General features: G+C 64.2%; 23 protein-coding genes. 16 read left to right on the top strand and 7 right to left on the bottom strand.

Annotation, left to right across the window (positions count from 1 at the left end):
* Positions 1 to 85: 85 nt before the first annotated feature.
* From VGO12_RS14560 to VGO12_RS14535, 6 genes are all read left to right on the top strand, one after another.
* Positions 86 to 952 carry an outer membrane protein assembly factor BamD gene (locus VGO12_RS14560; protein WP_327513462.1) on the top strand — a complete coding sequence of 289 codons (867 nt, stop codon included), beginning with the start codon at positions 86 to 88 and terminating at the stop codon, positions 950 to 952.
* A gap of 32 nt (positions 953 to 984) precedes the next feature.
* On the top strand, positions 985 to 2,658 hold the full coding sequence (gene recN / locus VGO12_RS14555) for a DNA repair protein RecN (protein WP_327513461.1): 1,674 nt from the start codon (positions 985 to 987) through the stop codon (positions 2,656 to 2,658).
* 179 nt (positions 2,659 to 2,837) lie between these two features.
* Entirely contained in the window at positions 2,838 to 3,842 is a 1,005-nt protein-coding gene (locus VGO12_RS14550; RefSeq protein WP_327513460.1) for a hypothetical protein, read from the top strand.
* Between the two features lie 81 nt (positions 3,843 to 3,923).
* Positions 3,924 to 6,077 carry an NAD-dependent DNA ligase LigA gene (gene ligA, locus VGO12_RS14545; protein WP_327513459.1) on the top strand — a complete coding sequence of 718 codons (2,154 nt, stop codon included), beginning with the start codon at positions 3,924 to 3,926 and terminating at the stop codon, positions 6,075 to 6,077.
* A gap of 31 nt (positions 6,078 to 6,108) precedes the next feature.
* A complete protein-coding gene (locus VGO12_RS14540; protein ID WP_327513458.1) occupies positions 6,109 to 6,483 on the top strand; it encodes a hypothetical protein in 375 nt (124 codons plus the stop codon).
* 24 nt (positions 6,484 to 6,507) lie between these two features.
* Positions 6,508 to 6,975 (top strand): hypothetical protein, encoded by a 468-nt coding sequence (locus VGO12_RS14535; RefSeq protein WP_327513457.1) that lies wholly within the window; start codon positions 6,508 to 6,510, stop codon positions 6,973 to 6,975.
* A gap of 64 nt (positions 6,976 to 7,039) precedes the next feature.
* On the opposite strand, the gene VGO12_RS14530 is transcribed toward VGO12_RS14535, so the two are convergent.
* Positions 7,040 to 7,444, bottom strand: coding sequence for a VOC family protein (locus tag VGO12_RS14530; RefSeq protein WP_327513456.1), 405 nt, complete (start codon positions 7,442 to 7,444; stop codon positions 7,040 to 7,042).
* 231 nt (positions 7,445 to 7,675) lie between these two features.
* Positions 7,676 to 8,605, bottom strand: a complete 930-nt coding sequence (locus tag VGO12_RS14525; protein WP_327513455.1) for a LysR family transcriptional regulator — start codon at positions 8,603 to 8,605, stop codon at positions 7,676 to 7,678.
* A gap of 109 nt (positions 8,606 to 8,714) precedes the next feature.
* Here VGO12_RS14525 and VGO12_RS14520 point away from each other — a divergent pair, with 109 nt between their 5' ends.
* Together VGO12_RS14520 and VGO12_RS14515 are read left to right on the top strand one after the other, a co-directional pair.
* The gene (locus tag VGO12_RS14520) at positions 8,715 to 9,467 is read left to right on the top strand and encodes a 3-oxoacyl-ACP reductase family protein (RefSeq protein ID WP_327513454.1); all 753 of its coding nucleotides are present in this window, start codon (positions 8,715 to 8,717) and stop codon (positions 9,465 to 9,467) included.
* A gap of 108 nt (positions 9,468 to 9,575) precedes the next feature.
* On the top strand, positions 9,576 to 10,175 hold the full coding sequence (locus tag VGO12_RS14515) for an NADPH-dependent F420 reductase (RefSeq protein ID WP_414650727.1): 600 nt from the start codon (positions 9,576 to 9,578) through the stop codon (positions 10,173 to 10,175).
* A 31-nt stretch (positions 10,176 to 10,206) separates the two neighbouring features.
* On the opposite strand, the gene VGO12_RS14510 is transcribed toward VGO12_RS14515, so the two are convergent.
* Both VGO12_RS14510 and VGO12_RS14505 read right to left on the bottom strand, forming a co-directional pair.
* Entirely contained in the window at positions 10,207 to 11,448 is a 1,242-nt protein-coding gene (locus VGO12_RS14510; protein ID WP_327513453.1) for an MFS transporter, read from the bottom strand.
* 1 nt (position 11,449) lies between these two features.
* Positions 11,450 to 12,856 (bottom strand): amidase, encoded by a 1,407-nt coding sequence (locus VGO12_RS14505; RefSeq protein WP_327513452.1) that lies wholly within the window; start codon positions 12,854 to 12,856, stop codon positions 11,450 to 11,452.
* Positions 12,857 to 13,054: 198 nt separating this feature from the next.
* Between VGO12_RS14505 and gcvA the strand changes: the two genes are divergently transcribed.
* Positions 13,055 to 13,951, top strand: a complete 897-nt coding sequence (gene gcvA / locus VGO12_RS14500) for a transcriptional regulator GcvA (RefSeq protein WP_327513451.1) — start codon at positions 13,055 to 13,057, stop codon at positions 13,949 to 13,951.
* On the opposite strand, the gene VGO12_RS14495 is transcribed toward gcvA, so the two are convergent.
* Positions 13,939 to 14,832, bottom strand: coding sequence for a LysR family transcriptional regulator (locus VGO12_RS14495; RefSeq protein ID WP_327513450.1), 894 nt, complete (start codon positions 14,830 to 14,832; stop codon positions 13,939 to 13,941). The two genes, gcvA and VGO12_RS14495, sit on opposite strands and share 13 nt — an antisense overlap.
* Positions 14,833 to 14,970: 138 nt before the next feature.
* Between VGO12_RS14495 and VGO12_RS14490 the strand changes: the two genes are divergently transcribed.
* The 3 genes from VGO12_RS14490 to VGO12_RS14480 are packed head-to-tail and all read left to right on the top strand — an operon-like array spanning position 14,971 to position 17,849.
* On the top strand, positions 14,971 to 15,375 hold the full coding sequence (locus VGO12_RS14490) for a (R)-mandelonitrile lyase (RefSeq protein WP_327513449.1): 405 nt from the start codon (positions 14,971 to 14,973) through the stop codon (positions 15,373 to 15,375).
* Between the two features lie 8 nt (positions 15,376 to 15,383).
* A complete protein-coding gene (locus tag VGO12_RS14485; RefSeq protein ID WP_327513448.1) occupies positions 15,384 to 16,856 on the top strand; it encodes an MFS transporter in 1,473 nt (490 codons plus the stop codon).
* 15 nt (positions 16,857 to 16,871) lie between these two features.
* Positions 16,872 to 17,849: an aldo/keto reductase gene (locus tag VGO12_RS14480; protein ID WP_327513447.1), complete on the top strand. Its 978-nt coding sequence runs from the start codon at positions 16,872 to 16,874 to the stop codon at positions 17,847 to 17,849.
* A 295-nt stretch (positions 17,850 to 18,144) separates the two neighbouring features.
* On the opposite strand, the gene VGO12_RS14475 is transcribed toward VGO12_RS14480, so the two are convergent.
* A complete protein-coding gene (locus VGO12_RS14475) occupies positions 18,145 to 18,444 on the bottom strand; it encodes a hypothetical protein (RefSeq protein WP_327513446.1) in 300 nt (99 codons plus the stop codon).
* A gap of 249 nt (positions 18,445 to 18,693) precedes the next feature.
* Here VGO12_RS14475 and panC point away from each other — a divergent pair, with 249 nt between their 5' ends.
* The 4 genes from panC to VGO12_RS14455 all read left to right on the top strand — a co-directional run bounded on the left by panC (position 18,694) and on the right by VGO12_RS14455 (position 21,638).
* Entirely contained in the window at positions 18,694 to 19,569 is an 876-nt protein-coding gene (gene panC, locus VGO12_RS14470; protein WP_327513445.1) for a pantoate--beta-alanine ligase, read from the top strand.
* A 1-nt stretch (position 19,570) separates the two neighbouring features.
* Positions 19,571 to 20,392 carry a 3-methyl-2-oxobutanoate hydroxymethyltransferase gene (panB, locus tag VGO12_RS14465; protein ID WP_327513444.1) on the top strand — a complete coding sequence of 274 codons (822 nt, stop codon included), beginning with the start codon at positions 19,571 to 19,573 and terminating at the stop codon, positions 20,390 to 20,392.
* 212 nt (positions 20,393 to 20,604) lie between these two features.
* Positions 20,605 to 21,321, top strand: coding sequence for an AzlC family ABC transporter permease (locus VGO12_RS14460; protein ID WP_327513443.1), 717 nt, complete (start codon positions 20,605 to 20,607; stop codon positions 21,319 to 21,321).
* A gap of 2 nt (positions 21,322 to 21,323) precedes the next feature.
* Positions 21,324 to 21,638: an AzlD family protein gene (locus VGO12_RS14455; protein WP_327513442.1), complete on the top strand. Its 315-nt coding sequence runs from the start codon at positions 21,324 to 21,326 to the stop codon at positions 21,636 to 21,638.
* 357 nt (positions 21,639 to 21,995) lie between these two features.
* On the opposite strand, the gene VGO12_RS14450 is transcribed toward VGO12_RS14455, so the two are convergent.
* Positions 21,996 to 23,831 (bottom strand): aminopeptidase P family protein, encoded by a 1,836-nt coding sequence (locus VGO12_RS14450; RefSeq protein ID WP_327513441.1) that lies wholly within the window; start codon positions 23,829 to 23,831, stop codon positions 21,996 to 21,998.
* Positions 23,832 to 24,201 lie beyond the last annotated feature (370 nt).

Genomic DNA, 24,201 nt, shown 5'->3' with positions numbered 1-24,201 from the left:
CATGACGTTGCGGTCTCAAGGTAACTTGCTCTAAAAGCGCATGTCTGGCGGGGTCCATGCCCGCAGAGTGGAACGGGAATATCCGATGGTTCTTGCAGTTTCTGTTGATCTGAGAAAATCAGCGCGCGTCGCCGCCGTCATTGTTGCGGCTGTTGCCGGCAGCGCCCTGATTACCGCCTGCCAGAACGATCCCGATATTGATATCACCAAGCTGACCGCGGAAACCGACCCGCCGGAAGTGCTCTACAATCAGGGCCTTGCAAACCTGAACGCGGGCAAGACCACGGAAGCGGCGCGCAAGTTCGAAGCGCTCGACCGCCAGCATCCGTTCTCAGAATATGCGCGCAAGGCGCTGGTCATGAATGCGTTCGTGTCCTACCGCAACGGCCAGTACCAGGAGGCGATCAACGCCACCGGTCGCTACCTCAATCTTTATCCGCAGTCGGAAGACGCGGCTTATGCGCAGTACATCCAGGGACTTGCCTACACCAAGCAGATCCCGGCCGTGACGCAGGACCAGAAGCCGGCGTTCAAGGCGATCGAAGCCATGCAGGCGGTCGTCGACCGCTATCCGGACTCCGAATATGTCGACGACGCCAAGTCGAAGATCCGCTTTGCGCGCGACCAGCTGGCCGGCAAGGAAATGCAGGTCGGCCGCTATTATCTCGAGCGCAAGGAATATCTGGCCGCCGTGTCCCGCTTCCGCGTCGTCGTCGAGCAGTATCCGAACACCAACCAGGTGGAAGAAGCGCTGGCACGCCTGACGGAGGCCTATTTCGCGATGGGCGTGACCCAGGAGGCCCAGACCGCTGCGGCCGTTCTCGGCCACAACTATCCGGACAGCCAGTGGTACAACGATAGCTTCAAGCTGCTGCAGTCGGGTGGCCTCGAGCCGCGTGAAAGCGGCAACTCCTGGATTTCTCGCGCCGCCAAGAAACTCGTCGGCGCCTGATTCTTTAATCGGCGCCCTTCAAGGAAGCCCGGATGCTCGCCCAGCTTTCGATCCGCGATATCGTCCTGATTGAACGGCTCGATCTCAATTTCGAGGCCGGGCTGTCGGTGCTGACCGGTGAAACGGGCGCCGGTAAATCCATCCTGCTCGACAGCCTGTCGCTCGCCCTTGGCGGTCGCGGCGACGGCTCGCTGGTGCGCCATGGTTCCGACAAGGGGCAGGTGACGGCGGTCTTCGACGTGCCGCTCGGGCATCGGGCGCGCTTGCTTCTCCACGAAAACGGCATCGACGACGACGGCGACCTGATCTTCCGGCGTGTTCAGTCGGCCGATGGCCGCACCAAGGCCTATGTCAACGACCAGGCGATCAGTGTTCAGCTGATGCGCCAGCTCGGGCAGACGCTCGTGGAAATCCACGGACAGCACGACGACCGCGCGCTTGTCGACATCGACGCGCACCGGACGCTGCTCGACGCCTTCGGCGGCACGGCGGCTGAGGCCGAAGAGGTCAGCGGTCTCTACCGTGCCTTCAAGGATGCCGAACGCGGCCTGAAGAAGCACCGCGAGCGTGTCGAGGCGGCCGCGCGCGAGGCCGATTATCTGCGCGCCTCGGTCGAGGAACTGGAAAAGCTCAGCCCCCGCGACGGCGAGGAGGACGAGCTTGCCGAGAACCGCGCGCGGATGATGAAGGCCGAGCGCATCGCCGGCGACATCAACGAAGCCTCCGAGTTCCTGAACGGCAATGGCTCGCCCGTTCCGCTGATCGCCTCGCTGGTGCGGCGTCTCGAGCGCAAGAGCCAGGAAGCGCCGGGCCTGCTCGAAGAAACGGTCGAGCTGCTCGATGGCGCGCTCAACCAGCTGTCGGACGCGCAGATGGCGGTCGAGCGGGCACTGCGCAACACCGAATTCGATCCGAAGGAACTGGAGCGGGTCGAGGAGCGGCTTTTTGCGCTGCGCGCCGCCAGCCGTAAATATTCGGTTCCGGTGACGGAACTGCCTGCACTCGCGGTCAGGATGATTTCCGATCTCGCCGATCTCGATGCCGGCGAGGAAAAGCTGAAGCAACTCGAGGCCCATGTCGGCGTCGCCAAGCTCGCTTTCGATGCGGCGGCCCGTTCGCTCTCGGAGAAACGCCACAACACGGCAAGCGCCCTTTCGGACGCGGTCATGGCCGAATTGCCCGCATTGAAGCTCGAACGCGCCCGCTTCATGGTGGAGGTCCAGAGCGATCCGTCGCAGCCGACCGCCGACGGCATCGACCTTGTCGAATTCCACGTCCAGACCAACCCGGGCATGCGGCCGGGGCCGATCATGAAGGTCGCCTCGGGCGGCGAACTCTCGCGTTTCCTGCTGGCGCTGAAGGTGGCGCTTGCCGATCGCGGCTCGGCGCCGACGCTCGTCTTTGACGAAATCGACACCGGCGTCGGCGGCGCTGTTGCCGACGCCATCGGCCAGCGGCTGAAGCGGCTTTCGGCGACCGTGCAGGTGCTTTCGGTCACCCACGCGCCGCAGGTGGCAGCCCGCGCCGCCACCCATCTCCTGATCTCCAAGGGGCCCTCGGCCGAAAAGGCCGAGATGATCTCGACCCGCGTCGCCCGCATGGACGACAAGGCGCGCACCGAGGAAATCGCCCGAATGCTCGCCGGCGCCTCGATCACCGAGGAAGCGCGCGCGGCTGCCGCCCGGCTGCTTTCCGGCAACGGCTAGAACGGCCTACCGGCCGAGTGGAACCGCCCGTGGCAGAAGGATGCCGCGGGAAAAAATGCCGAGTTTCCCGATGTTCGGCTGCTCCCTCAGCGCGCCCGTTTTCCTAACCCTTTTGGTTGAGTTGTTGCGTCGCTGCACCCGTGTTCTATTCCTTCAGCGCGGGTTGGGGCGGTTCGGGCATGTGGGAGAAACTTCAGCAAAGACTGGAGGTCCGGTGCGCGCAGATCCGTGCGCACCCGGAACTGTTGTTTTTGCTTGCGCTCGCCTATGTCGGCCTGATCCTGATGCTGAAGGACGCGAACCGGACGCTCGGAGCGTTCGGGATCGTCGCCTCCCTTGCCATTGCAGGGATCGCCGCCCTTCTCGTTGAAAGGCTGCGTGACCGTCGTCCGCCCGACCCGAAGCCGCAGCCGCAGCCGCAGCCGCAGCCCACTGATCCTCCGCGGGCCAAGGAGGCGGACGAGGTGATGCCGTTGAGGCTGGTGCGTCCGGCCGAGGAGGACGTGCGACGATATCTCGTGCGTGTGCCGCCATCAACGGAGGTCGCCTATCGGGTGGTCCGCAAGGCTCAGGACGTGTTTCGCAGCGGTGCCACCGATCCGGAAGAGGATATGAGGGCGTTCCATTCAGACCCCTACAGCCTGATCTGCCTGCAGGATGCGCAGGAGCAGATCCTCGGCTTCGTCGACTACTACGCGTTCGAGAAAAACCACTTCAAGCTGTTCCTGCAGGGGCACTATACCTTCGCCAATCTGCTGGCTGGCGGGCAGCTTTCGCATCCGCAGGCGCGAAAGGCCAAGGTCGTCTACCTCGCGACCATCCTCAATCTCGGTTACCTGCTCGATTCCATGCGCATCGAGCGCCGCCGGCAGAACGGTATCCTGATCTGGGCCGCGGTGTCGGCGATCCTCGAGCACCACACGTTCCCGCCCGATGGCATCGACATCTACAGTATCGGCTGGGACAGGGGCGGTGTCGCGATCCTGAAGATGTTCGGTCTGCTTCCGGTCGGCCGCGTCATCCGCGGACAGGCGGAAGGCAAGGGGATCTATTGCAGGCGCGGCGTCCAGCGCAAGGATCTGGAAGCGATCCGCGACCGCTACCAGCGGCGCTATGGGCACTGGTGCGCGCTGGGTGTGCGCCCGCTCCCAGCCACCCAGCCGGGGGTGGCCCTTGCCCGGTGAGAGCAAGCCGGCACTGCCAAACGGTCTTTTCTTTCCCACCGGTTGCTCTACAAAACGGTAGCGAATCCGGAGTCCTTGCGTATGTCCAACGAACTGAAACCCGTCGAAAACCTCACCGAAACGGAAGCGGCGGCGGAACTCGCACTTCTGGCGGCCGAACTGGCCCGGCACGACGCGCTCTATCACGGTCAGGACGCGCCGGAGATTTCGGATGCCGACTATGACGCGCTGAAGCGGCGCAACGACGCGATCGAGGCGCGCTTTCCGGCACTCGTGCGCGAGGACAGCCCTTCGAAGAAGGTGGGGGCGGCACCCTCCGTCACCTTCCAGCCGGTCGTTCACGCCCGGCCGATGCTGTCGCTCGACAACACCTTTTCCGACGAAGACGCCCGCGATTTCGTTGCCTCGGTCTATCGCTTCCTCGGGCAGCTGCCCGATAATTCGATCGCCTTTACCGCCGAGCCGAAGATCGACGGCCTGTCGATGTCGCTGCGTTACGAGAACCGCCGGCTGGTGACGGCCGCCACGCGCGGCGACGGCACGACCGGCGAAAACGTCACTGCCAATATCCGCACCATCGGCATGATCCCGCAGACGCTGCCTTCAGGCGCGCCCGATGTCGTCGAGGTGCGCGGCGAAATCTATATGGCGAAGTCCGACTTTGCAGCGCTCAACGCCGAGATGGAAGCTCTTGGCAAGCCGCTCTACGTCAACCCGCGCAACACGGCTTCAGGCTCGCTGCGACAGCTCGACGCCAAGGTGACGGCAAGCCGCAAGCTGCGTTTCTTCGCCTATGCCTGGGGCGAGATCTCGGCAATGCCGGCCGATACGCAGATGGGCATGGTCGAGGTGTTCAAGGCCTGGGGTTTCCCTGTCAACCCGCTGATGCAGCGGCTGACGTCGGCCGACGCGCTGCTCGAGCACTATCACCACATCGAGCGCGAACGGCCGGATCTCGACTACGACATCGACGGCGTCGTCTACAAGGTCGATCGGCTCGATCTGCAGGCCCGTCTCGGCTTCCGCTCGCGCTCGCCGCGCTGGGCAACCGCGCACAAGTTCCCGGCCGAACAGGCCTTCACCCGGTTGACGGCGATCGACATCCAGGTGGGCCGCACCGGCGCGCTGACGCCGGTGGCACGCCTCGAGCCGATCACCGTCGGCGGCGTCGTCGTTACCAATGCGACACTGCACAACGAGGACTACATCAAGGGGCTCGGCAATTCCGGCGAGGCGATCCGCGAGGGTCGCGACATCCGCATCGGCGACATGGTGATCGTCCAGCGCGCCGGTGACGTCATTCCGCAGATCGTCGACGTCGTCATGGATGAGCGCAAGGAAGGCTCCGAGCCCTATCGCTTCCCGACCACGTGCCCGGTCTGCGGCAGCCATGCGGTGCGCGACATCAACGAGAAAACCGGCAAGGTGGATGCGGTGCGCCGCTGCACGGGCGGCTTCGTCTGCCGCGCCCAGGCGGTCGAGCACCTGAAGCACTTCGTCTCGCGCAATGCCTATGACATTGAGGGCCTCGGCTCCAAGCAGATCGAGTTCTTCTTCGAAAGCGAGGATCCGACGCTCTCGATCCGCACCGCGCCCGATATCTTCACGCTGGAAAAGCGCCAGGAAGCATCGCTCACCAAGCTCGAAAACATCGACGGCTTCGGCCGCGTCAGCGTGCGCAAGCTCTATGACGCGATCAACACGCGCCGCTCGATCGCGCTGCAGCGCTTCATCTATGCGCTCGGCATCCGCCATGTCGGCGAGACGACGGCGAAGCTCTTGGCCCGGTCCTATGGCAATTACGAACATTTCGGCGAAGCGATGCGCGACGCGTCGACCTTTACCGGCGACGCCTGGAACGAGCTCAACAGCATCGACGGCATCGGCGAGGTCGTCGCCCGTGCCATCGTCGAGTTCTACAAGGAGCCGCGCAACCTTGAAGTCGTCACCCGGCTTCTGTCCGAGGTGACGCCGGAGGCGGCGGAAGCCCCGGTTGCCTCCGACAGCCCGGTTGCCGGCAAGACCGTGGTCTTTACCGGTTCGCTTGAAAAGATGACGCGCGACGAGGCGAAAGCGAAGGCCGAAAGCCTCGGCGCCAAGGTGGCGGGCTCGGTGTCGAAAAAGACCGACATCGTCGTTGCCGGACCGGGCGCGGGATCGAAGCTCGACAAGGCCCGCGAACTCGGTGTTGCGACCATGGACGAGGACGAGTGGCTGGCGCTGATCGGCGGGTAGGGGCTCGCATGGTGTTCGGGTGAAAGCAGAGATGTCTGACTTCCTTGAGTTCGTTCTGGCCAATGGGCCGGAAGGCCGCGTCACACATGGTGACGTGGTTCGGTGGGCGGGCGCCTTGGACAACTGGGAGTTCTATAACGCCGCTGCCGCCGAAATCGCGGGGAAGTACCATCACGGCGTGCTGACCTACGTCTTCTGCGACGGGGTCATGAATGATCTCTGGAGCGCGGTGCAGGAGGGCTTCGGCAGCGGCCACAACGCGCCGCCTCAACCTTTCTACGACGTTTATGAAGCGTTTGATGCGGGGGAATACCACCGGCAAGAAGACGGGAGCGACGACCCGGTTGCCGATTTTACCGATCCACTCATAGCGGAACTGGCGGCGCGCCTCGCGCACCGGCTGTAACCTCCATCACGAGTGTGTTGAACAATGGCCGCAGGCTTGCTGAGCATTTTCCTGTGGGCGCTGTTCGAGGAGATCGTAAAGGTCACCGGCGTACGGCTCGCCATGGGCACGATATTCAGCATTCCGTCCCGGGTCTGGTTTTTCGCAGTGGAGGTCGCCTTAAAGACGTTCTGGTTGACAGAGACGTTTGAATTTTCCGACGACGAAGCCTTGCGGGTGTATGCGGGTGCGGCCTTCCTGTCGGCCGCTTCAAGCGTCATTCATCTCTATACGTGCATCTTCTACGGGGCGGCGAGCAACGTCGCTTATGCCCTTGCGGTTTGCACGCTGCTGCATACGACGTTCAACGTCTATGCCGCCCATGGGATGAAGACTGTTCTCGTCGATCCCACTTACAACCACGTCCTCGTCGCCGCTTGGATCATGTCTTCGATCTTCGGCATGGCGCTTCTGCTTGCCTTCATGCTCGAGCGGAGATTTCTCAAAGCGTGACGTGCGGCAACGTAAAAGACCGCCCGGCATGCCGGGCGGTCTTTTTGCTGCGCTGATGTCGTGATCAGCCCTGCTGTTGCGCGCTCTGATCCATCCACATGTATTCCCAGACGTGGCCGTCGAGATCCTGGAAGGAGATGCCGTACATGAAGCCGTAGTCGATCGCCGGCTTCCAGGGCTTGGCGCCGGCGGCAAGGGCCTTGGCGAGCATGTCGTCGACTTCGGCGCGGCTGGACGCGGAAAGGGCGGTGATGACTTCGGTGCCCTTGCGGGCGTCGCTGATCTCGCCGGTGATGAAGTCGCGGAACTTCGGCTCGGTCAGAAGCATGACGAAAATATTGTCCGAGATCACCGTGCAGGCGGCGGTTTCGTCGGAGAACTGCTCGTTGAAGGTGTAGCCGAGGGCGGCGAAGAACGCGCGCGAAGCCCTCAGATCCTTGACCGGCAGGTTTACGAAAATCATGCGCATGGAATGCTCCTTGGGAATGGATTTGTGTTTTACGGACCTGATCACTTCGTTCGCTCTATGAAACCGCGAAGCGATCCAACTCTTTCAATGACGCAACTCCGGACGGAAAACCGCTTCGCACTTTTCCTGGAATTGCTCCAAGGACGAATGCCGGCCGACGAACCCGACACCGGCTCAAAGATTTTTTTGAGCCGGGCTGATGTGGGGCGCAATCCAGGGTTTTCAAGGAAGTCAGCCGAGGCTGGCTGCGAAGCGTTCGGCGAGCTTCTGCCTGCGGAAATGCTCGGCGACGAAATCGACGAAAGCGCGGGTTTTCGCCGGCAAAAGTGTGCGGTTGGAATAGTAGATCGAAATGGGGCCGGCATCGGCGTACCATTTCGGAGCGAGCCTAACGAGCCGACCTTCGGCCAGATGCGACAGGGCATCGCCGACGGTGATCAAGGTCACGCCAAGACCGAGGACCGCGGCCTCCCGCATTGCCGCCGGGTCGTTGAGGACGATCGTTGCCTTTGGCGCTGCGGCCATCTCCTCGCCTGACGCATTTTGCATCGTCCATTGACGGATACGCCCGGTCTTTTGCGCGCGCATGATGATGCCATCGAGCACCGCAAGGCCTGTGGGATCGATCGGGAACGTCCGGTTTGCCATATAGGCGGGCGAGGCGACGGCGATGATATGGGCCGGAGCGAGCACGCGCGAGACAATCCCGGGCGAAAGCTCGAACCCTCCGCCGATCGCTGCGTCAAGGCCTTCGGCGATGAGGTCCGCCTGACGGTTGTCGAACTGCCAGTCGATGCGGATCTGCGGGTACAGCGCAAGAAACGCGGGCAGGAGCGGCAGGATGTGTTCCTGCCCGAAGGTGGGGCTGAGGCTGACCTTGAGCACGCCAGCGGGTGAGCCTCTTTCGCTGGAGATGCCGGCGATTGCGTCCTGAAGGCCGTCGAGATTGTCGCGGATGGCCGCAAGGAAACGTTCGCCGTCCTCCGTCAGCGTCAGCTTGCGCGTGGACCGGTGAAACAGCCGCACACCGAGATTGCGCTCGAGCATCGCGACATTTCGGCTGACCGCGGCGGGTGTAAGGCCGAGGCGACGCGCTGCACCCGAGAAGCCGCCGAGTTCGGCGCTGCGGGTAAAGGCTTCGAGATTGGCGAGGGTTTCCATGGTTTTATATTCAAGCAATCATTGAAGATCATGCAAGACATTGCCAACTTATCCTAGCGGAATGAAATGCCAATATCCACTCCATCGAAACGTTGATGGAGTGAATGTCATGTCTGAGAACAGCAAATCTCTCGTGGGCAAAGTTGCCCTTGTTACCGGCGGCTCGCGCTCGATCGGTGCCGCGGTCGCAAAGCGCCTCGCCAAGGACGGCGCATCGGTCGCCATTACCTATCATGGCTCGCCGGAAAAGGCGGCGGCGGTCGTTGCCGATATCGAGGCGAATGGCGGCCGGGCGGTCGCGATCAGGGCGGATGCCGGCGATGCAACTGCCGTCCGCGCTGCCGTTGCCGAGACCGTCAAGACCTTCGGCGGCGTCGATATTCTCGTTAACAATGCCGGCATCGCGCTAGGCGGGCCGATCGAGGAGATCACCGATGCCGATTATGACCGGATGATCGCCGTCAATGTCACCGGCGTCTTTGTCGGCACGCAGGAAGCGGTACGCCATATGAAGGCGGGCGGACGGGTCATCCATATCGGCTCGTCCATGGTGCGCTATGCCGCGTTCCCGACCGCCTCGCTCTACACGCTGACCAAGGGCGCGGTGGCCGGCTTCAATCGCAGCCTGGTGCGTGACCTCGGCCCCCGCGGCATCACGGTCAATACCGTGCATCCAGGTCCCACCGACACGGACATGAACCCGGATGGCGGACCGGTCTCCAAGATCGTCGGTCCCGGCATGGCGATCGGCCGCTATGGCAAGCCGGAGGAGATTGCGAGCCTGGTTGCCTATCTCGCGAGCCCGGAAGCCACCTTCGTCACCGGTGCCGACATCGTCGCCGACGGCGGCTTTACCGCCTGATTGCCACCGAAACGAACCGTGGTCCGCCCGTTGGCGGATCACGACCAATTCAGACCAACGCGCGCCGCCGCATGCAACGTGAGCTGCGCAACGACAAAGGAGAACATCATGTTGATCGGTATCATTGGCTCCGGCAACATCGGAGCGGCTTTCGCCCGTGCCCTCGCCAAAGCCCATATTCCCGCCGTTGTCGCCAATAGCCGCGGGCCGGAAAGCCTGAAGGCGCTGACGGACGAACTCGGCCCCTTCATAACCGCCGGCACGCGCGAGGAGGCGGCAAGCGCAGATCTTGTGCTTGTCGCTGTCAACTGGTCGAAGCTGCCGCAGGCGCTGGCGGGATTACCCGCCTGGAATGGCCGCATCGTCATCGACGCGAACAACCCGATCGAGGCACCTCTGTTCAAACCGGCAGAGCTCAATGGCCGGCTGTCGAGCGAGATCGTTGCGGATCTCGTGCCCGGCGCGCGCGTCGTCAAGGCGTCCAACCACCTGCAGGCGCAGCTTGTCTCAGGCGACCCGAAGGCCGAGGGCGGTCGGCGTGTACTGTTCTTGTCGGGTGACGACACTGCTGCGAAAGCCGAGGTCGCGCACCTGATCGACCGCCTCGGCTTCTTCGGTATCGACCTTGGAGCGCTCTCCGTTGGCGGAAGTCTGGCGCAATTTCCCGGCGGTCCGTTGCCGACGCTCAACCTCGTCAAGTTCGGGTGATCCGGAATCGTCCAGTCCGGCGACATCGCGCTCAGTTCGCAAGGATCGACGGTGCCGGGGCTCGGGCGGCGGCGAGCGCGACGACTGCCGCAAGTCCGTTTGCCAACGCGCTCGCCAGGATGGGCAGGGTGTAGCTGTGGCTGAGATCGAAGGCAAAGCCGGCGGCGCTTGGCCCGACGAGCGTGCCGACGGCAACGCTGGTGTAGAGCGCGCCAATGATGCTGCCGACATGGCGCCCGCCGAAGCAGTCCATCACGACGGCGGGCAGGATGGCGACCCAGCCGCCGTAGGTGACGCCGAAGACGAGCGCGAAAATCGCGAGAGTCACGAAACTGCCGGCGAAAGCCCAGAAGGCCAGGGACGCAGCCATTCCCGCGAACATGGCGACGAGAAAGACCTGTCGGCCGATCCGGTCGGCGAGGCCGCCGAGCAGGAAGCGCCCGAGCGTGCTTCCGACGCCGATGGTTCCAAGCAGCATTACCGCGGAGGCCTGGGGGAGGCCGTGGTCGAGGGCGTAGGGCACCAGGTGTACGAAGGGCACGAAGACGCCGAAGGCTGACAGCAGGCAGGCCGCATAAAGGCCTATGAACCGCCGGGTCCAGATGGCTTCGCGCATGGAGACGCCGGAAGGGGCTTTCGCCCTTGCCCGTGCGTCGATGGGGGCGCCGTCGGGGTCCGTGCCGCGGTCTTTCGGATCGTCGACGATCAGGGCGGACATGCCGATGCCGACGAGGGCCGCAAGCGCGCCAAGCACGAGATAGGTATCGCGCCAGCCGAGCGAGCCGACCAGCCAGGTGGCGAGCGGCGGCATGACCAGCGTTCCGACGCCGATCCCGCTGACGGCGAGCCCCGAGGCCAGTCCCCGGCGCGCCACGAACCAGCGCTGCACCGTGCCGATCGTCGGCACATAGGCAAGGCCGACGCCAAGGCCGATGCCGAGGCTGTAGGCGGCGTAGACTTCGGCGAGGCTGCGCGCCTGGCCGGCGAGCGCAAGACCGAGACCGACGAGGAGCATGCCGAGCATGGCAAGCCGCCGCGCGCCCCAACGGTCGGCAAGCGGGCCGGAGACGATGCCCAGCCCGAAATAGAGGAAACCTGCCAGCGAGAAGACGAGCGAAACCGAGCCGCGCGACGCGTCGAAATCTCGCTGCAGCGGCTCGACGAAGGCGCTGAACGTATAGGCGCTGCCGAAGCCGACGAAGGTGACGGCGAAGGCGGCGGCGACGACCACCCAGCCATAGAAGATGCCGTTGTTCGATGTATCGGTGCGCATGTCAGATCTCCGGATGGCGCTGATGCCAGGACGTTGCCGCCTGGAAGGCCGCGCCGCCCGCCACGAGGGCGGTCTCTTGCAGGCGACCGGCCACCAGCTGAAGCCCGATCGGCATGCCGGTGCTGCCGACGCCGCCGGGAAAGGTGAGCGTCGGGTGTCCGCTCATGTCGAACGGGCAGGTGTAGCGCTGCAGCCCGGCGATCAGCTCCGGCTGTTCGCCGAGCGTCGCGACGGTCTCGAGCGTCAACGGGGCAAAAGGCTGGACCGGGGTCAGCAGCAGGTCGATCGAGGAAAAGAGCGCATCGACTTCGCCGCGGAATGCCGCGCGCCGAAGCAGGATCTTTTGATAGTCGAGACCGGAAAGCGCGCGTCCGGCTTCAATGACGCCGGCCAGCACCGCGCCATATTGACCCCTGTGGGCGGAAAAGCTTGCCTCGTGCGCAACGGCGGCTTCGACCGCGCAGTTCGATGCCCAGTCGGCGATGACCTGCGCGACGTCGGGAAACCGGATTTCGATGATCTCAGCGCCGAGATCTGCGAAGACGCCGATGGCTTCTTGCAGCGCGGTCTGCGTTTCGGGATCGACATCGGCGCCGTTCCACGCGGGGTCGATAGCCACTCTCAAGCCGCGCAGGCCCATGTTCGCGGCGGCGGGATAGTCCGGCACCGGATCGGGCAGGGCGGTCGGATCGCGCGGATCGCTGCCGGCGATCGCGGCAAGCATCGTGGCGGCATCGAGCGTGCTGCGCGCCATGGTTCCGACGTGGTCGAGCGAGGCGGCGAGTTCGAAGGCGCCGTGGCGGCTGACGCGGCCCCAGGTCGGCTTCAGTCCGGTGACGCCGTTGGCGGCCGCCGGCCAGCGGATGGAGCCGCCGGTATCGGAGGCGAGCGCGCCATAACAAAGCCCTGCGGCCGTCGCCACGCCGGAGCCGCTCGAGGAAATGCCTGGCCAATAGGCTCCGTTCCGGGGGTTGCGGGGCGGCGTGACCGAAGGATGATGATCCGAATAGGCACCCTCTGTCATCTGCGTCTTGCCAATCAGCACGGCGCCTGCCTCGCGCAGGCGCCGCACGACCGTTGCGTCCTCGCCGGGCACGAAGGCGCCGTGCACGGTGGTGCCTGCCGCCGTCGGCGCGCCCTTCAGCCAGAACAGATCCTTGACGGCAATCGGCACGCCATGCAGCGGTCCGCGATGCCGCCCTGCGGCGATTTCCCGATCTGCTGCGTCCGCGTCAGCCCGGGCCGAAGCCTCGAGCACGAACACGTAACTCTTGAGTTCCGCATCGAGCGCAGCGATGCGCCGAAGCTGTGCTTCGACCACCTCCCGCGCGGTGACGGACCGCTCTCTGATCAAGGCTCCGACCTCTGTCAGGCCGAGATAGGCAAGGCCGATAGCGTCGCTCTTCATGTCTGTCGATCTCCTGGATGAACCTTCACATCAGCGGGTCTGCGCGTCTGCATCGCATTATAAATACTGATGTCCACCTTCAGTTCCCGCGCGATGTAGCGCGATTGCTTTGTAGGGAATATCTCGGTTAGAATGGCGAAGGACAAATCATAAATTCTGCGGCTTTCAGATTAGAAATTCTAAATGATAGAGGCGAAATTGCCCCCTCTGAATGCGCTGCGGGCCTTCGAAGCGGCCGCGCGCCACCTTTCCGTGAAGAATGCGGCTGAGGAACTGTGCGTGACGCCGGGGGCAGTGAGCCAGATGTTGAAGGTGCTGGAGCAGCATCTCGGCGTCAGGCTCTTCGTCCGGGTGAACCGCGGCATCTTCCTGACCGATGCGGGGCGGGATTATCTGCCGCCCGTGCGCAACGCCTTTCGCCAGATCGTGGATGCTTCCAAGCGGGTCGCCGCGTCGGAAGACAGCGGCGTGCTTACGGTCAGCGCGACGTCGTTCTTCACCTCCGCCTGGCTCGTGCCGCGCATGGCGTCGTTTCGCGACGCGTATCCGCAGATCGACCTGCAGGTCGTCACCAGCAATGCGCTCGTCGACTTTTCGCGCAGTGGTATCGATGTGGCCTTCCGTCATGGCTGCGGCCGCTATGCTGGCCTTCGCAGCGATCATGTACTTGCCGTTGCGATGGTGCCGGTCGCGGCCCCTTCACTGGTCGAGCGCCTGGGGACGCCGGCAAGCCCGGCCGCGCTGGTGGCCTGGCCCAAGGTGCAGGATGCTGACAGGAAGGGGTGGAGCCTCTGGCTGCAGGCCAACAATCTGGCTGAAGCGACACTGCCGACCGGGCCCTCCTTCGATGATACGGCGCTGCTGCAGCAGGCGGTGCTCGCCGGTCTTGGCGCCGGCCTGCTTCCCGCAGCGATGGTGGCACCCGAGATCGAGGCTGGGCGCCTGGTCCAGCTGGCGGACGAGACGCATATCGAGGCCTTCGCCTACTATCTCGTCTATCCGGAAGCGAATGCCGAGCAGCGGAAGATTGCGGCATTCCGGCAGTGGGTGCTGGAGTCCGTCGGGTCCCGCCTTCCGGGGTCTCACCCGCGATAGCGCAACGCCTCCACCAGCACCGCAAAGGCCGGCGAGGACTGGCGGCGACTGGGGTAGTAGAGGTGGTAGCCGGGAAACGGGTCGCACCAGTCTTCCAGCACGCGGATCAGGCGGCCCTCGGCAATGTGGGAAAGCACCGATTCCTCCGGCGCGAAGGCAAGCCCGAAGCCGGCGAGGCAGGCGGTTAGCCGGTGGGCGAGGCGGCTGAAGACCAGCTGTCCGTCGACGCGGACCTTCAGTTCCCTCCCGTCCTTCTCGAACTCCCAGGCATAGATGCCGCCATAGGTGGGCAGCCTGAGGTTGATGCAGCGGTGCTGGGTGAGGTCCTGAGGGACGACCGGCTTCGGATGCTTCTCGAAGTAGCCGGGCGCACCGACGACGGCCATGCGCATGTCCGGACCGATGCGCACGGCGATCATGTCCTTGGCGACCTGCTCGCCGAGGCGCACGCCGGCGTCATAGCGTTCGGCGACGATGTCGGTCAGGCCGTAGTCGATGATGATCTCGACCTTGATGTCGGGATAGTCCGGCAGCAGTTTCTCAAGCTTCGGCCAAAGAACCGTCTCGGCCGCGTGTTCCGCGGTGGTGATGCGCACCGTCCCCGCGGGCTTGTCCCTGATCTCGCTCAATGCCGTGAGTTCCGTTTCCAGCTGCTCGAAATGCGGGACGAGGGTGGCAAGCAGCCGTTCGCCCGCCTCGGTCGGCGAGACGCTGCGGGTGGTGCGCGTGAGCAGTCGGACGCCCAGCCGGGCCTCGAGCGCGCGCATCGTGTGGCTCAGCGCCGATTGCGACACGCCCAGTTGCGCGGCGGCCCTCGTAAAGCTGCGCTCGCGCGCGACGGCGGCAAAGGCGATGAGGTCGTTGATGTTCTCGCGCAGCATTCATGAGCCCTCTTCATAGGTCCATGCCGTTTATACCATCTAATCGCAGGCGGCAGCCATGGTTAGATTGTGCCCAGCAAGAGAACGGTCGGCGGACGGTCAGGCCTGCGCCGGCCCGGTCCGCCAAGGAGAAACATCATGGAAATCAAGAGAAGCGGTTCGCAGCCTTCGGCCAGGGGGCCGCAGGACTGGTTCAGCGGCACCGTACGCATCGACCCGTTGTTTGCGGTCAGCGAACCGGCGCGCGCGGCCGCCAATACCGTCACTTTCGAGCCAGGCGCGCGCACGGTCTGGCACACCCATCCGCTCGGCCAGGTGCTGATCGTTCTTTCTGGCTGCGGCCGCGTCCAGCGCCAGGGTGGGCCGGTCGAGGACATCCACCCGGGAGACGTCGTCAGGTTCGAGCCGGGCGAAAAGCACTGGCATGGGGCGGCGCCGACGACGGCGATGACCCATATCGCCATCCAGGAGGCGCTCGACGGCAAGGTGGTCGACTGGATGGAGAGGGTGACAGACGCCGAGTACGGCGCCGAGGAGAAGTAGGCACCACGATGGACGTCACCTCGACCAGACATCACACATCCCGCAAGACAGCGGTGCTGGCGATCGTCATCGTCAGCTACCTGATGATCGTGCTCGACATCTCGATCGTGATCACCGGCCTGCCGAAGATCCGCGACGAGCTGCAGTTCAGCGATGCCGGGCTTTCCTGGGTGCACAGCGCCTACACGCTCGCCTTCGGCGGCTTCCTGCTCTTGGGTGCGCGTGCCGGCGATATCCTCGGCCGGCGCCGGCTGTTCATAACCGGGCTTGCCATCTTCACGGCGGCTTCGGTCGTGATCGGCCTTGCGCCATCCCCGGCGTGGCTGCTGGCCGCACGCGCGGTGCAAGGCTTCGGCTCGGCGATCCTCGCGCCCGCCACGCTGGCGCTGATCCAGACGCATTTTTCCGAGGGGCCGGAGCGGACGCGGGCGGTCGCCTACTACAGCTCGGTCGCCGGCATCGGCGCAAGCTTTGGCATGGTGCTCGGCGGCTTGTTTGCGGGCTGGCTCAGCTGGCGGGTCGGGTTCTTCATCAACCTGCCGATCGGCGTCGCGTTGATGCTGGCGGCGCGCAAGTTTGTCGGCGAGACGGAACGGCGCACCGGTGAATTCGACCTTGCGGGTGCCATCAGCTCGACATTCGGCATGACGGCGCTCGTCTATGGCATCGTGCGTTCGGCGGAGGAGGGGGTGCATGGTCCGCTGACGCTCGCGGCCCTTACGCTCGGCCTTCTGCTGCTTGCCGTCTTCGTCTTCAACGAACGCCGCGCCCGGCAACCGATCATGCCGCTGAGGCTCTTTGCCAGTCGGGAACGGGTCGGGGCCTACCTGGCGCGCGTGCTGTTCCTCGCCGCGATGATCGGGTTCTTTTTCTTCTTCACCCAGTATCTGCAGGGCGTTCTCAACTTCGATCCGCTGGCTTCCGGCCTTGCCTTCATTCCGGCGACACTTGTCAATTTTGTCGCGGCGATTTCGGTGCCGCGGCTCGCGCCCCGGTTCGGCAACCGCCGTCTGCTCGCCGTCGGCCTGATCTCGGCGCTTTCAGGCATGCTCTGGATCAGCCGGATATCGGCCGACACGCCGTATCTCATCGGCATGGCGCTGCCTTTGATGCTGATCGGGCTCGGGCAGGGCTTCACCTTGAGCCCGTTGACCGTTGCCGGCATCGCCGGTGTCGCGCCTGCGGATGCGGGGGCCGCCGGTGGGGTCGTCAATGTGGCCCACCAGCTCGGCAACTCGCTCGGCCTCAGCGTGCTTGTCGCCGTCGCCGCCATCGGCGCCCATGGCCTTGATGGCAGCGCGCTGCTTGCCCACCGGGTCGACAATGTTCTCATCGGCTGCACGGTCCTGCTGGCGCTCGCACTGGCCGTCGTCGTGCTGATCGTTCGGCCACACACCGCAAGGCGGGTGAAGCGCTCGGTCTCCGATCGTTCATTCGCCTGCCAGAATTGCCGCCCGGTTTCCCAAGACCTCGCGGCCTGATCAAGGAGCATGACAATGCAGAAACGCAAGCTTGGAAAAAGCACCCTCGAAGTCTCGGCCATCGGCTTTGGTTGCATGGGCCTCAGCTACGGCTACGGACCGGCAACGGAGCGCACCGAGGCGATCCGGCTGATCCGCACGGCACATGACCTTGGCGTCACCTTCTTCGACAGCGCCGAAGCCTATACCGGCAATGAGGATCTGGTCGGCGAGGCGCTGGCGCCCGTCCGCGATCAGGTGGTGATCGCCACAAAGTTCGGCTTCGTCAATGGCGATGTCGGCCAGGGCATGGACAGCCGGCCGGAGCGTATTCGTGAGGTCGCCGAAACGGCGCTAAAGCGGCTGCGGACCGACCGGATCGACCTCTTCTACCAGCACCGTGTCGACCCCAACGTGCCGATCGAGGATGTCGCGGGGGCGGTGAAAGACCTGATTACCGAAGGCAAGGTCGGCCATTTCGGGATGTCGGAGGCGGGCGCCGCCTCGATCCGCCGGGCGCATTCCGTGCAAAAGGTGACGGCGCTGCAGAGCGAGTATTCGCTCTGGTGGCGGGAGCCGGAAGGCGAAATCCTGCCGCTGCTCGAAGAACTCGGCATCGGCTTCGTGCCCTTCAGTCCGCTCGGAAAGGGGTTCCTGACCGGCGCGATCAACGAGACGACGACGTTCGACCAGAGCGACTTCCGCATGATCGTACCAAGGTTCTCGCCCGAGGCGCGCCGGGCCAACCAGGCGCTGGTCGATCTGCTCGGCATGATTGCCGATGCCAAGGGCGTGACAAAGGCGCAGATCGCGCTTGCCTGGCTGCTGGCCCAAAAGCCGTGGATCGTGCCCATTCCCGGAACGACGAAGCTGCATCGGTTGCAGGAGAACCTGGGCGCGGCCGAAGTGACGCTCACGGCCGAGGAGCTTGGCGATATCCAGAAGGTGCTTTCAGCCGTCGAGGTGCAGGGCGCGCGTTACCCGCAACACCTGCAGCAGCGGGTCGGGAAGTAGGTCGTGACCTGTGAGTGATGCCCGTCACTTGCTAGAGCTAGCGTCGAGCACGCGGTGAAAGGTTGCGAGGAGAACGCCATTTTGACACCACCCTCCCTCATTCCTGTGCTCGTCATAGGAATCCAGGCCAGCCCAAGTCTTTGGGCTGAAGGAACCCCTGGCCCGACGGACGTCGGGTCGCTGGATCCCCGCCACAAGGGCGAGGAAGAGGGAGGATGAGGGGCCGTTTTCGCCAAAAATCCATCGTGCGGATTGTTGGCGACGCACCTGATAGAAGCACTTTGCTCGTCACGACCTATTTCAGCGTGCACACGCCGTTGGCGCCGCCCTTGCCGGTGTAGGAGACGCTGGGCGAGCCGTCGGGATTGATGCTGAGCGAGATCGTGACGCCGGCGCCCTTGGCCTCGTAGTAGTTCTCGTTGAACACTTTCAGCTTGGCTTCCTTGCCGTTGATGTAGACCGGGCCGCCCTCGTCGGCATGGACCTCGATCTTTCCGGGGCAGGTGGCATTGACGAGCGGGATCTTGGCTTCGGCGGCGCTCGCAAAAGCCAGGGCCGGGATCAAGCTCCCAAACAGGCGCAGTGCAATTTTCATCTCGCTCTCCAGCGTGGGTTGCAATCATCTCGCAGGACGACCGTGACAGGCCATCGCTGGAAGTCAAGCGCAGCCCGGTGTCATCAGTCCGTCATCAATCCGATTGTTTTTTTGCGCTGCACAAGATAGAGGATTGCAGCCGAATTTTGTGCAAATGCCTTTTCGTGGAGCAGGTCTGAGCCGGTCCCGAGGGCGACGCGCCAGCATCCCTCAAGGGCAGGGCGCCGGCGCGGATTGGAGGGTCCGGACATGAATACGTTCACCACGATAACCGAGTTGCGCGCGGCCCTTGCCGAAGACCGGCGGGCGAGCAGGACGATCGGTTTCGTGCCGACCATGGGCTACCTGCATGTCGGCCACATGGAGCTGATGCGCCGGGCGCACGCGGAAAACGACATCGTCGTCGCCAGCATCTTCGTCAACCCGCTGCAGTTCGGCGCCAACGAGGATCTGTCCAAATATCCGCGCGATCTTGCCCGCGACCAGGCGATGCTCGAAGCCGGCGACGTCCATTATCTCTTCGCGCCCGGCGTTGCCGATATCTATCCGCGGCCGATGGAAACGGTGGTCGACGTGCCGACGCTCGGCAGCGAGCTCGAAGGCTCGGTTCGTCCGGGCCACTTCGCCGGTGTCGCCACCGTCGTCACCAAGCTTTTCAACATCGTCCAGCCGGATCGCGCCTATTTCGGCGAGAAGGATTTCCAGCAGCTGCAGATCATCCGGCGCATGGTGGAAGATCTCGCCCAGCCGGTGACCGTCATCGGCGTGCCCACCGTGCGCGAGGCTGACGGGCTCGCCTGTTCGTCGCGCAATGTCTATCTCACGGCCGAGGAACGCCGTGCCGCTGCGATCGTGCCGATGGCGCTCGACGAAGCCGCGCGTCTCGTCGCATCCGGCGTCAGCGACGTGGCAGCGCTCGAAAAAGCCGTCACCGCGTATCTGGCGAACGAGCCACTGGCCAAGCCAGAGGTCGTTGCCGTGCGCGATCCCGAGACGCTGGAGCCGCTTGAGACAATCGGCGACCGGCCGGTCCTGCTCCTGCTGTTTGTCCGCTTCGGCACGACGAAGCTGCTCGACAACCGCGTGATCGCCCCGAAATCCGCGTCCTTTGCAAAGGTTGCCTGACATGAGCGTGCAGTCCCAGAAGCGCCGCCTCAGCCCCGCCAACATCGAGGCCCTGAAAGGCGAGCGCCCGATCGTCAGCCTCACGGCCTATACGACGCCGATCGCACGGCTGCTCGATCCGCATGTGGATTTCCTGCTGGTGGGTGATTCCGTCGGCATGGTGCTCTATGGGCTCGACACCACGGTCGGCGTGACGCTGGAGATGATGATCGCCCACGGCCAGGCGGTGATGCGCGGCTCTCAGCAGGCCTGCGTCGTCATCGACATGCCTTTCGGCTCCTATCAGGAATCCAAGGAACAGGCGTTTCGCAGTGCGGCGCGCATCCTGAAAGAAACCGGCTGCAGCGCGGTGAAGCTCGAGGGCGGGGCCGAGATGGCCGAGACGGTCGAATTCCTCGTCAGCCGCGGCATTCCGGTGCTCGGCCATGTCGGACTGATGCCGCAGCTCGTCAACACGACCGGCGGCTATCGCTCGGTCGGCCGCAACGACAAGGAAGTGGCAAAGATCCGCCGCGACGCCAAGGCGATCGACGATGCCGGCGCATTCGGCATCGTGATCGAGGGCACTGTCGAGCCGGTCGCCCGCGAGATCACCGCCGAGCTGCGCTCGCCGACCATCGGCATCGGCGCATCGCCCGCCTGCGACGGCCAGATCCTCGTTTCTGACGACATGCTCGGCCTCTTCAACGACTTCAAGCCGCGCTTCGTCAAGCATTTCGCCGAGCTCGCGCCTGCGATCTCGAAGGCTGCCGAGGAATATGCGGCTGAAGTGAAGGCACGCAGCTTCCCAGGCATCGAGCACACGTTCCAGGTCAAGAAGTAACGAACGCCAGTCCGCACGGACATACGAATTTCTGATGCATGGCGCGCCGGTTTCCCGATCGGTGCGCCTTTTGTTCAAGCCTCGTTCGCCAAGACATCATAAAATTCAATCATTGTATCAGCGCATTTGAATTGTTGCCGGGGGCGCAAGCGCCTATCAGTCCGGCTCCGGCCATCGCGTGTCGTTCAACGCCTCGGCCGGCGGAGGTTTCCATGACAAAAGACGATTTCTGGGAAGGCGTGCGCGGCGGCTTTCCCATCATGCTGGCGGCATCGCCCTTTGGCGCGCTGTTCGGCGCGCTTGCTGTTGATAACGGCTTTACCATCGCCGACGCGGTGTTCATGAGCGCGACCGTGTACGCCGGCGCCAGCCAGATGGTCGGCATCGAGCTGTTCGGCAATCACGTCCAGCCCTGGCTGGTGGTGCTATCGGTGTTTGCGGTCAACTTCCGCCACGTGCTCTATTCGGCCTCGATCGCCAAATATGTCCGGCACTTCACCCTCGGGCAGAAGTTCCTCGCCTTCTTCCTGCTGGTCGATCCGCAATATGCCGAGACCGAAAAGCGCGGCGAGCGCGGCCTGCCGATCACCTTTTCCTGGTATCTCGGCTTTGGGCTGATCATCTACGTGCCCTGGATCATCAATACGCTTGCCGGCGCAGTCTTCGGCCAGCTGATCGGCGATCCCAAGGCAATCGGTCTCGATGTGCTGTTGCCGGTCTATTTCATGGGCCTGGTCATGGGCTTCCGCAAGCGCGACCGGTTTCTGCCGATCGTCACTGTCTCGGGGCTCGCTTCGATTGCCGGCATGCACTTCGTCGGCTCGCCCTGGCATGTGAGCATCGGTGCGTTGGCCGGCATCGTGCTGGCCGCCCTGCTGCCGCCGAGCAACCAGGCGCCAGCGCCCACCGGCGTCGAAAAGGAGGCGTGACGATGGACCCGCAACACCTCAACCTTATCTACCTGATCATCGCCGCTGCGGTTGCCACCTTCTTGACCCGCGTCGGCGGTTACATCCTGATCACCCAGATGAAGGAGATCCCGCCGCGGCTGGAGGCGGCGCTGAATGCCGTGCCGGCCGCGGTTCTGACGACGCTGGTCGCGCCGGCCTTCGTCTATGGCGGGCTCGACGTGACGGTCGCCATGTTCGTCGCCTTTGCCATCGCGCTCGGGCTCAACCTCTCGACCCTGCGCATGCTCGTCATCGGATGGGTCGTGGTGATGGTGATCCGCCATCTGGTGATGTGAACGGGGCAGCGTTTCGCTCACGCCAGGAGATGCGAAAAAATGCTGCTCCAGGCCGAGCGGCGACATGCGAGGATGGAATTCTGGGCGCGCCCCATTCTCCCCCTCATCCTCGCCCTCGTGGCGGGGATCCAGCGACCCGATGTCATCAGGGTCAAAGGACCCATTCGCCCAAGGACTTGGGCGGCTTCCCGTGACAGGCACAGGAATGACGGAGGTTTTGGGTGGCGTTTGGCCTTCCCCCGCAAGCTCCCCATGATGCCGCCTTGCTCCCAAGTGCAGGGTCAGCAAAGTCCTAAAAACAAAAACGCCGCGCCCTCAAGAGCGCGGCGTTCTCTATTGTGGCGTGTTACGCCTGACTCAGCGTGAAAGCGCTTCCGTTGCGGCTTTCAGCCACGTGCGGGTCTCGTCGCTGGCAAGCAGCGGCATCAGCTTCTCGCGGGTTTGGGCGTGATAGGCGTTGAGCCAGTCGAGTTCCTCGTCGGTCAGGAGCGCCGGCAGCACCAGGCGGCGGTCGATCGGGCAGAAGGTCAGCGTGTCGAAGCCGAGCATCGGCAGGTCGCCGCCGGCGATCATGGCCGGCTCCTCGACCACGACCAGGTTTTCGATGCGGATGCCGAAGGCGCCGGGGCGGTAGTAGCCGGGCTCGTTCGAAAGGATCATGCCGGGCAGCAGTTCCTGCGTCGAAAGACGTGCGATGCGCTGCGGGCCCTCATGCACCGAGAGATAGGAGCCGACGCCGTGACCGGTGCCGTGGGCATAGTCGGCGCCCGCCTTCCAGAGCGCGATGCGGGCCAAGGGGTCGAGATCGACGCCGCGCGAGCCTTTGGGGAAGCGCGCGACGCTGATCGCGATCATGCCCTTCAGCACGAGCGTGAAGAAGCGCTTCTGCTCCTCCGGCACCGCGCCGATTGCCACCGTGCGGGTGATGTCGGTGGTGCCGTTGATGTACTGCGCGCCGGAATCGATCAGGAACATGGTGCCCGCTTCGATCGGCTGGTCGGTCGCGGTCGTCACGCGGTAGTGCATGATTGCCGCATGGGCGCCGGCGCCCGAGATCGTGTCGAAGGAAATGTCCTTCAGCGGGTTCTGCATGCGCTCGCCGACGGTGGCGCGGGCGGCTTCCAGCTGGTTCGTCGCGGCGATTTCGGTCACCGTTCCCGGCTGCTGGCTATCGAGCCAGGCGAGGAACTCGACCATGGCGGCACCATCCTGCAGGTGGGCGCGGGTAGAGCCTTCGATCTCGGCCTTGTTCTTCTGGGCGCGCGGCAGGCGGGCGGGATCGACGGCCTCGACAACCTTGCCGCCCTTGGAGCGGATCAGTTCGGAGATCGCGAAGGAGGCGAGGTCCGGGTCGATCATGACAGAGGCGCCGGCAGACCCGAGCGCCTGGAGGCGGTCATCGAAGGTGGCGGGGGCGACGATGTCGGCGATCTGGGTGAGATAGGCTTCCTGTTCGATGCCGGTCTTGCGCTTGTCGAGGAAGATCTCGGCGCGGCCGTCGGCGTGGATGATGGCGCGGGCGAGCGGATGCGGCGTGTGCGGCACATCGGACCCGCGGATGTTGAAGGTCCAGGCGACGGAGGAGGGGTCGGTGAGGACGACGGCAGCAGCGCCCGCCTTTTCAAGGCTGGCAGCGATCGTCGCGATCTTGTCCTTGGCCAGCGTGCCCGCATGTTCGATCGGCTGGATCGTTACCTTGCCGAGCGGGGCTGCCGGGCGGTTCGCCCAGATCTTGTCGAGCGGGTTATGGTCGAGGAAGACGAGCGATCCGCCGATGACGGCAAGCGCCTTTTCGAGCCGACGGACTTCGGCGCCCGAGTGCAGCCAGGGATCGATGCCGAGCTTGAAGCCCTTGGCGCCATGGTTTTCGAGCCAGAGATGCGGCGGTTCGCCGATGAGGTCGCCGCCGGTGAAGACCTGGCCATCGACCTGCTCCTTCAGCTGCGTGACGTAACGTCCGTCGACGAAGACGACCGCTTCACGCTGCGTGATGAGGGCGACGCCGGCCGAGCCGGTAAAGCCCGTCAGCCAGGACAGGCGCTCGGAGGAGGCGGGCACGTACTCGCCCTGGAACTCGTCGGCGCGCGGCACGAGAAAACCGTCGATGCCAAGTGCTGCGAAGGACGCGCGCAGGGCTTCGGTGCGCTCCCTGCCGAACTGCGGCGTGGAGGTGACTTCAAAAGACTGAAACATGAGGGAATTCCGGTAGAGTGAGCGGCAAACCGCGGGAAAGATGTGGGGCCATGTTAGCGGAAAGTGCCCTTGGCGGGAAAGAGGCGATATCCTGTAAGAGCCGGCCGCCCCCGCTTCTCGCGATGCCCCTGGTTGCAAACCAACAGGAGAGCAATTGCTCATTTACCATACATATGCGCTCAGTGCATGGCACCCATGCTCAGAAAACCCTTTCTCTATCGGAATAATAGTTTATAAGCCGCCTCAACGAACACGGACGAACATCCGGTGGTTCAAAAAGCTGCGGTTCCGAGAATAGTTGGTCACTCTGTTCTCCTCCTCCCTCAAGGGTGGTCAGCTTCGGAACGGTAGACGCCCGCTCGAGCACTCC

The sequence above is a fragment of the Ensifer sp. genome, assembly GCF_035999135.1.
Classification (GTDB): domain Bacteria; phylum Pseudomonadota; class Alphaproteobacteria; order Rhizobiales; family Rhizobiaceae; genus Ensifer.
Note: the sequence above shows the minus strand (reverse complement) of the source record. Positions and strands in the feature narration are given on the sequence as shown.